Below are 12,440 nucleotides of genomic sequence, written 5' to 3'. Positions count from 1 at the left end.
TCGCAGGTCAGGGGTCGCGCCCGGCGCGCCGGCAGCCGCACCGGGCAGCCCACGAGCCCCACCGACAGCCACCCCGGGCGGCCCGCGAACCACACCACCGGCCACACCTCACAACTCGCCGACCGCATGGGCGCGCGCATCCGGCAGGCCGCCGACCGCACCGGCACGCGCACCCGGCGGCCGCTCGGACACACCTCCAGGAAGGGGCGGTCATGAACGAGACCCCAGCCGCTACGCCTCCCACCCACCTCTCCCAGACGCCCCCGGCACCTTCCGCACACCCCGCTCAGCCGCCCGCGGCCGCCTGGGACGACCTGGTCACCAACGCCCTGCTGGGTACCGACCGACGCCCTCCGGCGTACGGCGTGTCCGGCCGGACGGCGCCCGTCGCGCTGCTGGACGCGGCTGCCGTGGCGACCGTACAGCGGCGCGCCGGGCTGCGGGCCGCGCGGGCCGCTCGGCGGCCGGAGCCGGCCCCCGGGGATCCGCGCCCGGCGCTGCCCGCGGCCGCGGCCCGCAGACTCGCGATGCTGCTGGCCGACCGTTCCGGCGGCACGGCGGGCGGCCGGCGGGGCAGCTCCCCGGACCTCATGGAGCTGCTCCCGCAGTGGCTCGCGGCAGCCAACGCGCAGGGGTACGCGGCACCCCCGCAGACTCTTCCGGCGCTGCTGGACGCGGCCCGGGGCCGTACGGACCTGCGTCCGGCGGCGCTGGCGTTCGCCGGCCCGCGGGCGTTGTGGCTGGCTCGGCTGAACACGGACTGGCGGTTCGCCCTGCGCGCGGCCCCCGGCGGCGGCGCGGCGCTGCCCGACCCCGGCGACGCCGAGGCGGTGCGCCTGCTGTGGCGGGAGGGGCTGTTCGCCGAGCGGGTGGCGCTGCTGGGGGTGCTGCGTGTCCGTACGCCCGCGCTCGCGCGTGACCTGCTGACCTCGACCTGGTCGACGGAGCGGGCGGAGGACCGGCTGATGTTCCTCGACTCGCTGCGCGCGGGCCTGTCCGCCGAGGACGAGCCTTTCCTGGAGCAGGCGTTGGGCGACCGCAGCCGCAACGTCCGGACCACGGCGGCGGAGTTGCTGTCGGCGCTGCCGGGTTCGGCGCTCGCCACGCGCATGGCCCTGCGGGCCGTGGCATGTGTGGCCCTGGACCGCATGGGGAACTCGCCGGCGATCGTGGTGGAAGCGCCGCTCGAATGCGACTCCGGCATGGAGCGGGACGGTGTGGTGGCCAAACCGCCCGCGGGCAGAGGGGAACGGTCCTGGTGGCTGGGTCAGTTGGTGGAGGCGACACCGCTCGGCACGTGGCCGGAGCGGCTCGGCGGACGGACCGCACGGGAGATCGTGGCACTGCCGGTGGTGGACGGCTGGCAGGGCGAACTGCACGCGGCCTGGTGCCGGGCGGCGGTACGGCAGGGGGACGCCGCCTGGTCGCGGGCGCTGCTCGGCTCTCCGTCGGCGCCGGAGGCGGGCGGGCCGGGGGCGGTCTCCCTGGCGGAACGGGCGAAGCTGCTGGCTGCCCTGGAGCCGGCCGAACGGGCCGAGTGGGTGGCCGGATTCATCGCGGCCCATGGCCTGTCGGAGGCCTTCCAGCTGCTCGGCGGATGTGCGGTGCCCTGGGCTCCGCCGCTGGGCCGGGCGGTCGTGGACGCCCTCAACATCGCCCGGGACGCGGGTAGTTATCCATGGAGCTTCAGCGGGGTGATGGGACTGGCGGAGCGCTGTCTGGACCCGGCGGAGACCGCGCGGCTGGAGGCGCTGCTGGCGATACCGGACGAGCGGGAGGACGCGTCGCCCGGGGCCGGCGGATACTGGGCGGAGGCGTTCCAGCGACTGGTCACCACGCTGCGGTTGCGGGCGGAGATGGCGGACGAACTCGGCGCCGCCCCACCCGCTCAACCGCGGTAGGCACCCGAGCCGTCACCAGCACCCGCTCAACCCCCGCAGGCACCGACTCAGCCGTCACCGGCACCCGCGCGCCCTCCGCAGCCACCGACTCAGTCACCGCAGACACCCCCGCACCCGCCACAGCCACCGACTCAGCCGTCATCGGCACCCGCTCCGGCGCCGCGGGCGCGCGGACACCCGCCGCGGGCGCTTCCTCAGCCGCCGGACGCGGCCGGCTGCCGGACGTTCTCCCGGACCCACTCCACGATCGACGCGGTCGTCGCCCCTGGCGTGAAGATCGCGGCGACGCCCTTCTCCTTCAGCGGCGGGATGTCCTCCTCCGGGATGATGCCGCCGCCGAAGACGAGGATGTCCGCGGCGTCCCGCTCCTTGAGCAGCTCGATGACCGCGGCGAACAGCGTGTTGTGCGCACCGGAGAGGATGGACAGGCCGATCGCGTCGGCGTCCTCCTGGATGGCGGTGTCGACGATCTGCTCCGGCGTCTGGTGGAGCCCGGTGTAGATGACCTCCATACCACCGTCGCGCAGGGCGCGCGCGATGACCTTGGCCCCGCGATCGTGGCCGTCGAGCCCCGGCTTGGCCACCACCACTCGGATCGGACCGGCTGCCACACCCATCACTGCCTCCATCAAACGACCCCGGAAGCGATCGCTTCCGTCCGTAACGACAAGTACCGCACTTTTGGCGCGTTCCGCCACCCGTCGCGAAGTGAACGAACGTTATCTCCAGCATCCCGCAACCGGCAGTTTTACGGCGCGCAGGGAGGGGGAAATCACATGGTGGGACATCAAGGCACACGGGGGACGGAGCCGTCCTCCGGCGTGCCGACAGGAGGTCGGCCATGAAGGTCACCGGGATACCGCCGCTCTTCCTCCCACTCTGCCGCCGTCTGTGGCCCGGCAGTCTGGCCGGACTCTCCGTGGCGCTGCTCAAGGCGACCGCCCTGGAGGCCGCGATCCTCGCCGGTCATCTCCTGCTGTATCCGACGGGCCTCACCCAGGAACGCCGCGCGACCGGTCTGCCGGCGAGCGACGCGGCGACCGCCGACGGCACCGTTCAACTACCGGTGCGGCCCGGTCCGCCGGTGGTGCTGCTGCACGGTTTCATCGACAACCGTTCGGTGTTCGTGCTGCTGCGCCGCAGTCTCGTCCAGCACGGCAGGCAGCGGGTGGAATCGCTCAACTACTCTCCGCTGACCTGTGACATCCGCGCCGCCGCCGAGCTGCTCGGCCGGCACATCGAGGAGATCTGCGAGCGCACCGGCAGCACGCGGGTCGACATCGTGGGACACAGTCTCGGTGGGCTCATCGCCCGTTACTACGCGCAGTGTCTCGGCGGTGACTCGCGGGTGCGCACCCTCGTCACCCTCGGCACCCCGCACTCCGGGACCCGGGTGGCGCCGCTGGCCAACGCGCACCCGATCGTGCGCCAGATGCGGCCCGGCTCGGAGGTGATCGAGGAGCTGGCCCGGCCCGCGCCCGGCTGCCGTACACGGTTCGTCAGCTTCTGGAGCGACCTGGACTCCGTGATGGTCCCGTTGGAGGCGGCCTGTCTGGAGCACCCCGACCTCGACGCGCGGAACGTCCGGGTGAGCGGCATCGGGCATCTCGCGCTGCCCGTGCACCCCGCCGTGGCGGCCGGGATACGCGAGGCCCTCGACACCGTGCACCCCGGGGACCGGCTCGCCGACGGTCTGACGGTGGCCTAGCGGACCGGACCGCTCGCCGGCTCGCCCGACGGGCGGTCCGGAGGCAGGCCGAAGAGGCAGGGAAAGGGCGCGGCACAGCCGTCGCTCAGGTGACTCACTGTCACCCGAGATCGAACATTCTTCGAACACAAGGCCAAACTCGCGTCCGGCGTCCCCCGAAACACGGCCGAATGCCCGTTTCCGGTCCACGTGAAACCGGCCGAAGATTGTCGCGCCCGCGTACCGCCGGGTACAGTCGCCGCACTGCTCTGGCAGCCCCTGTTGTCGAGGCGAAAGAGAAGTTGGTGAACGACCGTCACCCGTCGGGGATCATGACCACCCCGGCCCCGGCTTCCGACGCCTCCACCCAGCACTACGCTCCGTACGGCACACCGGAAGTCTCCTACGACGACCTCACCACGTACGGCGGCTACGACGCCAACGGTTTTACCGGCGCCACCACCGGCACCACGGGCTACGCCCACGATCCCCTCTTCGGCAGCCTCCCGGGCAGCGAGCAGACCACCGGCGCGTACGACGCCACGCAGTGGCAGACGGGCACCGGCCAGGCCCTGAACTACGACCCCTACGCGGCCCAGCATCACGCCGCCTACGACTCCGGTGTGTACGACGCCACCGCGTGGACGGTCCCGGCGCAGCCCACCGGGAACGACGTGAGCGGTCAGTGGGACGCGAGCGCCTGGCTCCAGTCCGACCAGTCCGCCGGCGCCGACGCCACCCAGCAGTGGGAGTGGGGCACCCAGACCTTCGACACGGGCGCGTACGACGCCACGCAGTGGAACGCGGCCGGCCAGGCCGTGCCGGAGCCCGCGCAGGTTGCCGAACCGTTCGACCAGCAGGCCACCGCCACCTTCGAGCAGGTCGGCGACGCGCACGCGACCGCGGGCTTCGAGCAGGTGCCGTACGAGGACAGCGTCTTCGAGGAGCAGCAGGGCGACGAGGGTGAGCCGGGCGCCACCGGTGAACTGCCCGTCGTGCATGACCTGCTGGACGAGCAGGAGGAGGTCACCCCGCTCCCGGCGCCCCGCGCGGGCTCCCGTGGCGCGGCGCGTTCCCGGCGCCGTACGCCCGCCAAGCGCTCGGCGCTGCTGACCGTCGCCGTGCCCTCGGCCTGCGTGATGGGGGTCGCCGGGATCGCCGCGGCCTCGGTCGGCACCCTGACCGGCGGCTCCGAGGACACCACCGCCTCCGCCCCGGACGCGCACGCGGTGCAGCCGGCGGTCGCCAACAGCAAGCTGGACACCCAGCTCAAGACCCTCTCCGCCGGGGCCGACGACTTCGCCGACCGGGCGAGCCGCACCCAGGAACGGATCGACCTCAAGACGCAGCAGGCGCTGGAGAAGAAGAAGGCCGCGGCGGAGGCAGCGCTCAAGGAGCGACTTCGCCCCAAGTTCGCGCTGCCGGTCGGGCAGCGGGGGCTCAGCGCCTACTACGGCCAGGCGGGCGTGAACTGGATGTCGGTGCACACCGGCATCGACTTCCCGGTCTCCTACGGCACCACGGTGATGGCCGCCACCGACGGCACCGTCACCACCAAGTGGAACAGCGCCTACGGCAACATGATGATCGTGACGGCGAAGGACGGCACGGAGACCTGGTACTGCCACCTCTCCAGCTACCGCGTGGCCTCCGGTGCGGCCATCAAGGCTGGCGAGCCGATCGCCTACTCCGGCAATTCGGGCAACTCCACCGGCCCGCACCTGCACTTCGAGGTACGACCGGTGGGCGGGGCGGCCATAGACCCGTTGCCGTGGCTCCGCAGCCACGGACTGGATCCGACGTAGGACCTGGGGGCTTCGCCCCCAGAACCTCCCCTGCTACAACTTCTCCACCGGCGCGTACCGCAACAGCAGCCGCTTCGGCTTGGTGTCGCCGAAGTCGATCGTCGCCTCCGCGTTCGCGCCCGTGCCCTTCACCCCGACGACCGTGCCGAGCCCGAACTGGTCGTGGGTGACCCGGTCCCCGACGGCCAGTGCGACCACCGGCTTCTCCGCGGTGCGCCGCGTGGCGAACCCGGACGCACCCGACGCCGACGAGCGCGAGCGGGTCGAGGACAGCGAGGCCGCGATCCCCGAGGCCGGACCGGAGGACACCGGCCCCGCCGCACCCGTCCGCTTCCACTGCACATGGGCGGCCGGGATCTCCTCCAGGAAGCGGGAGGGCGGGTTGTACGACGGCTGGCCCCAGGCGCTGCGCATCGCCGACCGCGTCAGGTAGAGCCGCTCCCGCGCGCGCGTGATGCCGACGTACGCCAGGCGCCGCTCCTCCTCCAGCTCCTTGGTCTGGCCGAGAGCGCGCATGTGCGGGAAGACGCCGTCCTCCATGCCGGTCAGGAACACGACGGGGAACTCGAGGCCCTTGGCCGTGTGCAGGGTCATCAGGGTGATGACGCCGTCGCCGTCCTCCTCGTCGGGGATCTGGTCGGAGTCCGCGACCAGGGCGACCCGCTCCAGGAACTCGGCGAGCGTCCCCTGCTCGCCCTCGCCGCGCTCCTGCTCGAACTCCAGGGCCACGGCCGCCAGTTCCTGGAGGTTCTCGATGCGGGTCTCGTCCTGCGGGTCGGTCGAGGCCTGCAACTCGGCCAGGTAACCGGTGCGTTCGAGCACCGCTTCGAGGACGGTCGCCGGTCCCGCGCCGGAAGCGACGATCGTGCGCAGGTCCTCCATCAGCGTGTTGAAGCGCTTGACCGCGTTGGTGGAGCGCGCGGCCATGCCGTACGCCTCGTCGACGCGCTTGAGAGCCTGCGGGAAGCTGATCTTCTCGCGCTGGGAGAGCGCGTCGATCATCGCCTCCGCGCGCTCGCCGATGCCCCGCTTGGGCACATTGAGGATGCGGCGCAGCGGCACCGAGTCCTCGGGGTTGGCGAGGACACGCAGGTAGGCGAGGACGTCCCGGACCTCCTTGCGCTCGTAGAAGCGAACGCCGCCGACGACCTTGTAGGGCAGTCCGACGCGGATGAAGACCTCTTCGAAGACACGGGACTGCGCGTTGGTGCGGTAGAAGACGGCGACGTCCCCGGCCTTCGCCTCGCCCGCGTCCGTGAGGCGGTCTATCTCGTCGGCGACGAACTGGGCCTCGTCGTGCTCGGTGTCGGCGACATAGCCGGTGATCCCCGCGCCCTGGCCGGCGTTGGTCCACAGGTTCTTCGGGCGGCGGGACTCGTTGCGCTCGATGACCGCGTTGGCGGCGGACAGGATGGTCTGCGTGGAGCGGTAGTTCTGCTCCAGCAGGATCGTCGTCGCGTTCGGGTAGTCCTCCTCGAACTGGAGGATGTTGCGGATCGTCGCGCCGCGGAAGGCGTAGATCGACTGGTCCGCGTCGCCCACGACGCAGAGTTCGGCGGGCGGGAGGTCGTGCTCGCCGGGCGGGGCCTCGACGTCTTCGGCGGCGCGGTCGCCGGTGCCGACCAGTTCGCGCACGAGCGCGTACTGGGCGTGGTTGGTGTCCTGGTACTCGTCGACCAGGACGTGCCGGAAGCGGCGGCGGTAGTGCTCGGCGACGTCCGGGAAGGCGCGCAGCAGGTTGACCGTCGTCATGATCAGGTCGTCGAAGTCGAGCGCGTTCGCCTCGCGCAGCCGCGACTGGTACAGCGCGTAGGCCTGGGCGAGGGTCTTCTCGAACCCGTCGGTGGCCTGGGCGGCGAAGTCCTCCTCGTCGATCAGCTCGTTCTTCAGGTTGCTGATCTTGGCGCTGAAGGACTTGGGCGGGAAGCGCTTGGGGTCGAGGTCGAGGTCGCGGCAGACCAAGGCCATCAGGCGCTTGCTGTCGGCTGCGTCGTAGATCGAGAAGGAGGAGGTGAAGCCGAGCTTCTTCGACTCCCGGCGCAGGATCCGTACGCACGCGCTGTGGAAGGTCATCACCCACATCGCGTTCGCGCGCGGGCCGACGAGCTGCTCGACGCGCTCCTTCATCTCGCCGGCGGCCTTGTTGGTGAAGGTGATCGCGAGGATCTGGCCCGGGTGGACGTTCCGCTCGGCGAGCAGGTGGGCGATGCGGTGGGTGAGCACGCGCGTCTTGCCGGAGCCGGCGCCGGCGACGATGAGCAGCGGGGAGCCGGCGTGCACGACCGCGGCGCGCTGGTTCTCGTTCAGCCCCTCCAGGAGTGCCGCCGCGTCGATCGCCGGGCGGGGGGCGCCGTCGCGGTAGTAGGCGTCCCGGTCCGGCGGCGCGTCGAACTTCCCGCCGAACAGATCGTCCGGAATCGGCTCCGGAGCGTGATCGTCCTCGGGCGGTGGCGGAGGCTCCTCCTCGTGCCCGCGAGGGCGCTGGAGGTCCGCCAGGAAGCTGTCGTCAAAGAGGCTGCTCATCGCTCTACGAGTCTAGGGCGCCCCACCGACAAACCGTCCCCGTACCCGGAACCCGGCCCCGCGGCCGGGTCCCGCCCCCGGACGCGAAGCGGCGAGCCGATCGTCGCCCCACCGGCCCCGACCAGCCCCTCACGCTGCGGAACCGCCTGTTCACGCCCACGTGAAACCGACCCCAGGTCACGGAAATGTATCGGACAAACCGCACACCAACCTTCACAGGAGACACACGAGTTGGCTAAGTTGCCGTCAGGCCGCACGACCCCTCTCCGGCGAACGTCGCCGGGCCATGCGGCCTCCGCCGAGTCCGGCGCGCCCCGCACGGTGCCCGGAGCCGGGGACCCACCGATCCTGGGGTGAATCGGCCGACTCCCGCCCGGGACGACGCCGTAGGGCAACCCTTCCGAAGCACCCGCCCGAACCCGACAGCTAACCCGGTAGGCGGCATGTTGGAAGGAGTCGCCTCCCTTGGCGTCGCACCGCAAGCCGCGCCCCGGCGGCACCCTTGGACCGGGCCTGCGCGGCCCCGCCCTGGCCACCGCCGCGTTCACCTCCGTGGCCGTCCTGTCCCAGACGGCCGAGGCCGCTTCCGCCGACGACGGCCGGCCCAGCCTGGAGGAGATCGAGAAGAAGATCGACGAGTTCTACCGCCAGGCCGACTCGACGCCGGAGGAGGAACCGGCGGGCAGGCAGCGGGCGCATACCGAGGAACTGCGCCAGGAGGAAGCGCGGCGGGCGGGCCTGCTCGCCAAGGCCCGCGACGGGTGGATGCCGTTCGCGGCCACCGCGGACACGGCCGCCTCCCTCCTCGAGGAGTATCCGCAGGACCACTTCGCCCAGAGCAGGGTGATGAACCGGCTGGCCTCGCGGGTGAAGGACACGGCCGAGCGGGGCAGGGCCACGAGAATCCCGCAGGCGCCGGACGCCCCGCCCTACGACGTGAAGGCCGCGAAGGCCGCCGTCCAGCACAAGCTCGCCACCACGCGCGGGCTGCTGTCCCGGCTCACCGCCCAGGAGGACGCGCGGCCGGCCGCGCCCGGCCGACGGCAGCCGGCGCAGGCCGGTCCGCAGGCGTACGGGACCGCCGACTCGCGGCAGGCCACCAAGGCCGGGAAGGCGGTCGCCTTCGCCCGGGCCCAGATCGGCAAGCCGTACGTGAGCGGCGCCAGCGGGCCCGGCTCCTACGACTGCGCCGGCCTCACCCAGGCCGCGTGGAAGGCCGCCGGCGTCACCCTCCCGCGCAGCGCCCGGGCCCAGGCCGCCACGGGGACCCCGGTCCCCCTCTCCGACGCGCGCGCCGGTGACCTGGTCTTCTTCCACGACGACAGCAGCCATGTCGGCCTCTGCACGGGCGACGGGATGATGATCCACGCTCCGGAGCCCGGCGCGTACGTCCGCGAGGAGTCCGTCGACCGCGGTGGTGAATCGATCATCCACAGCGTGGTGCGGCCGGCCTGACCGTTCGCTTTCCGGGCCCAGCCCCGCGCCGCCGGGCCCCCGCCCCAGAACGCCTGGCATCCCGCCTCGCCGTGCCGGGCGCCCCGCCCCGCCGTGCCGGGCGCCCCGCCCCGCGGCGCCGCGTCCCCACGCGCGCGTGACGGCGTTCTCGCGGCGTACGCGCGCGTACCCGCGTTTTTGCGCTCCCCGCACGCGTGCCCTGCCCGGCCGGATGCGCCCGGCTGCCTAGCATCGGGCGCATGCCCGGCATCTCAGGTCTGCGTGCGTGGTGGAGGGAGCGGCCTCCCGCGGCCGGGGCCGCCGTGATGGCGACCGGCATCCTGTCGGTGGCCCTGCACACGGCCGGCGACGAGGCGGTCTCCCGGGTGGCGCTGGCGCTGGCCTGCGTCGCCTGGGTGGCGCTGGCCGCCGACTTCGTCCTGCGGTTGCTCGGCGAACGGCAGCGCTGGCTGAGCGAGGCGCGGAGTCCGGGGGCGCTGACCGCCGTCGCCGCCACGACCGTGCTGGGCACCCGGATCTCGATGCTGGGCCGGCAGACCCTGGCCGAGGCCCTGCTGGCACTCGCGGCGCTGCTCTGGCCGGTGCTGCTCGTCCTCGTCGTACGGCGCTGGACCCAGGGCATGCCCGGAACGGTGTTCCTGGGTTGTGTGGCCACCCAGGGGCTCGCGGTGCCGGGAGCCACGCTGGCCGCGGCCGAGGGTACGGCGTGGCTCGCGCACACCGCGCTGGTGCTGTTCTGGCTGGGTCTGGTGCTCTACGGCCTCGCCCTGGTCCGCTTCGACCCGCGGCAGGTGCTTCAGGGCGCCGGGGACCACTGGATCGCCGGCGGGGCACTCGCCATCTCGACGCTGGCCGGGGCGAAACTGCTCGCCGCTGACAGCGGGCGCCTGTACCTGTGGAACGACGACGACCGCGGCGTCCTGCGCACCGTCACGGCGGCGTTGCTCGTCCTGGACCTCACCGGATACCTCGTGCTGCTGGCGGCGGAGGCGGCCCGGCCGCGGCCGGGCTACGACATGCGGCGGTGGTCGACGGTGTTCCCGATGGGGATGACGGCCGCCGCCACGCTGTCCGTCGCGGCCACCATGGGCGTCCCGTGGCTCACGGGCCCGGGACGCGTGCTGGTGTGGGTGGCGGTGGCGGCGTGGCTCGCGGTCGCCGCCGGAGCGGTGCTCGCGGCCCGGGCGGGCGACGGTGTCGGCTGACCGTCAGGTCCACAGGACGGCGATGAAGACGTTCGCCGTGGTCAGCAGACCGACCAGGCCGAAGAGCCTCTTGTCGACCCGCTCCTCGTCGCGCTTCACGTAGACCAGTCCGAGGATCACGATCAGCAGGGCCAGCTTCACGCCGATCTTGATGTTGTTGACGTGGTGGTCGTCGGCCTGGTTGAGGCCGACCAGGGCCACGCCGGTGACCAGCATGGTGAGGGCGCCGTGCAGCATGCCGGGGACGAACCGGGCCGTGCCCTGCCCTATCGCCTTCATCTGGGTGAGGAAACCGCCGAGCAGCGCGGCGATGCCGATGATGTGCAGGCCGACGAAGAGGTGGATGAGTACGTCCATGGAGCCGGAGCCTAACGAGGGGCGCTCGAGCCCTCCGTGGCCGGGCCCGCCGACGACGTTCCACCGGGACCCGCCCCGACGGCTGCTGATCTTGCATATATGCGCCCCATAGCACCCCGCCGCTCCGCCCCACCCCGCTTTCGATGCTTCGGTCACTACGCTGCGTGAAGACGACGACTCCACCCCGGCAACACGGTCACATACGGTCAGGTACCACTCCATCGAAGCCAGTTCCGTACACCGCGTTACCAACTCGTCACAGAGCGGCCTAGCGTCCTCCCCCAGGTGACCGGCTCCCCACCGCCGCCCGGGCCAGGGCGGCAGTCGGCCACCTCCGCCGAGAAAGGCCCGGCGGCGGCCGGCTCCCCCTGTGCCGGCCGCCGCCGGGCGCACCGACCGCGCTCGGTCGTACGAGGTCCCACGAAAGGACGTGACGGTCCAGGTGGCAGCGCACCGCAAGCCCCGGCAACGCCCGCTCAGCGGCCATACGGTCCGCACGGCCGCCACTCTCACCCTGGCGGGCGCGGCCACCGCTACGGGCTTCGACGGGACGGGACACGCCGAGCCACAGCTGACGCCGGCACAGGTGAAGGACAGGGTCGACACGTTGTACCAAGAGGCGGAGAGCGCCACCGAGAAGTACAACGGGGCGAAGGAGAAGGCCGAAACGGCCCAGCACCGGGTGAACACGCTGCAGGACCAGGCCGCCCGCAAGCAGGCCAAGCTCAACTCGGCCCGGGACGCCCTGGGCTCGTTCGCGGCGGCGCAGTACCGCGAGGGCGGTATCGACCCGGCCTGGCAGCTGGCCCTGTCCGGCGACCCCGACCGGTACCTGGCGGGCGCCGCGTTCGCGGAGCGGGCCGGTGACCGGCAGGCCGCCGCCGTGTCAGGGGTGCGCGAACAGCTCCGGGAGATCGAGCGGTTGCGCGGCGCCGCACACATCGAGCTGAAGTCCCTGCGCTCACGGCAGGCGGAGCTGAAGAGGCAGAAGAAGACCATCACCGGCAAGCTCGACGAGGCCCGGCGGCTGCTGACACGGCTCACCCCGCAGCAACGGACCGAGGTCACCGGTGACGGCGCCCCGGCCGGGCACGTCTCCCGGTCGGCCTCCGGCACGCGGCAGTCACTGGAACGCGCCGGGTCCGCCACGGCCCCGAACACGCGCGCTGCGGCGGCCGTCTCCTACGCCTACACCAAGCTCGGCAGCCCCTATGTGTGGGGCGCGACCGGCCCGAACGCCTTCGACTGCTCGGGCCTGGTCCAGGCCGCCTACCGCGCCGCCGGCGTCTCCCTGCCCCGCACCACCTACGCCCAGATCAACGCGGGCCGACGCCTCTCCCGCTCCGAACTCCAGCCCGGCGACCTCGTGTTCTTCTACTCCGGCATCAGCCACGTCGGGCTCTACGTCGGAGGCGGACAGATGATCCACGCCCCCAACCCGTCGGCACCGGTCCGGCTGGCCCCGGTCGACGAGATGCCCTTCGCCGGGGCCACCCGGGTGGCGTGA

9 protein-coding genes and 1 riboswitch are annotated in these 12,440 nt (G+C 72.6%); of the genes, 6 read left to right on the top strand and 3 right to left on the bottom strand.

The annotated features are described in order from the left end of the window. Positions 1 to 212: 212 nt before the first annotated feature. On the top strand, positions 213 to 1,901 hold the full coding sequence (locus ACZ5CW_RS02720) for a DUF5691 domain-containing protein (protein ID WP_468597697.1): 1,689 nt from the start codon (positions 213 to 215) through the stop codon (positions 1,899 to 1,901). Between the two features lie 194 nt (positions 1,902 to 2,095). Here the strand turns inward: ACZ5CW_RS02720 and ACZ5CW_RS02715 are convergent, their stop codons facing one another. After that, the gene (locus ACZ5CW_RS02715) at positions 2,096 to 2,518 is read right to left on the bottom strand and encodes a cobalamin B12-binding domain-containing protein (protein ID WP_468597696.1); all 423 of its coding nucleotides are present in this window, start codon (positions 2,516 to 2,518) and stop codon (positions 2,096 to 2,098) included. Between the two features lie 224 nt (positions 2,519 to 2,742). Between ACZ5CW_RS02715 and ACZ5CW_RS02710 the strand changes: the two genes are divergently transcribed. Continuing rightward, positions 2,743 to 3,609 carry an esterase/lipase family protein gene (locus tag ACZ5CW_RS02710; RefSeq protein WP_468597694.1) on the top strand — a complete coding sequence of 289 codons (867 nt, stop codon included), beginning with the start codon at positions 2,743 to 2,745 and terminating at the stop codon, positions 3,607 to 3,609. A gap of 284 nt (positions 3,610 to 3,893) precedes the next feature. Then, positions 3,894 to 5,393 (top strand): M23 family metallopeptidase, encoded by a 1,500-nt coding sequence (locus ACZ5CW_RS02705; protein WP_468597693.1) that lies wholly within the window; start codon positions 3,894 to 3,896, stop codon positions 5,391 to 5,393. A gap of 33 nt (positions 5,394 to 5,426) precedes the next feature. Here the strand turns inward: ACZ5CW_RS02705 and pcrA are convergent, their stop codons facing one another. Continuing rightward, positions 5,427 to 7,916, bottom strand: coding sequence for a DNA helicase PcrA (gene pcrA / locus ACZ5CW_RS02700; RefSeq protein WP_468597691.1), 2,490 nt, complete (start codon positions 7,914 to 7,916; stop codon positions 5,427 to 5,429). A 286-nt stretch (positions 7,917 to 8,202) separates the two neighbouring features. Beyond that, a riboswitch (cyclic di-AMP (ydaO/yuaA leader) is annotated at positions 8,203 to 8,373 on the top strand. A gap of 8 nt (positions 8,374 to 8,381) precedes the next feature. Between pcrA and ACZ5CW_RS02695 the strand changes: the two genes are divergently transcribed. Further along, positions 8,382 to 9,371 carry a C40 family peptidase gene (locus tag ACZ5CW_RS02695; protein ID WP_468597690.1) on the top strand — a complete coding sequence of 330 codons (990 nt, stop codon included), beginning with the start codon at positions 8,382 to 8,384 and terminating at the stop codon, positions 9,369 to 9,371. Between the two features lie 239 nt (positions 9,372 to 9,610). Further along, positions 9,611 to 10,576: a tellurite resistance/C4-dicarboxylate transporter family protein gene (locus tag ACZ5CW_RS02690; RefSeq protein WP_468597689.1), complete on the top strand. Its 966-nt coding sequence runs from the start codon at positions 9,611 to 9,613 to the stop codon at positions 10,574 to 10,576. A gap of 3 nt (positions 10,577 to 10,579) precedes the next feature. On the opposite strand, the gene ACZ5CW_RS02685 is transcribed toward ACZ5CW_RS02690, so the two are convergent. Beyond that, complete coding sequence (locus ACZ5CW_RS02685; protein ID WP_468597688.1) at positions 10,580 to 10,933, bottom strand: hypothetical protein; 354 nt, start codon at positions 10,931 to 10,933, stop codon at positions 10,580 to 10,582. Between the two features lie 442 nt (positions 10,934 to 11,375). Here ACZ5CW_RS02685 and ACZ5CW_RS02680 point away from each other — a divergent pair, with 442 nt between their 5' ends. Beyond that, positions 11,376 to 12,440: a C40 family peptidase gene (locus ACZ5CW_RS02680; RefSeq protein ID WP_468597686.1), complete on the top strand. Its 1,065-nt coding sequence runs from the start codon at positions 11,376 to 11,378 to the stop codon at positions 12,438 to 12,440.

The organism is Streptomyces sp. NPDC031379, from assembly GCF_055569615.1.
The sequence above is the reverse complement of the archived record's forward strand: the minus strand, read 5'-3'. Positions and strand labels throughout refer to the sequence as shown.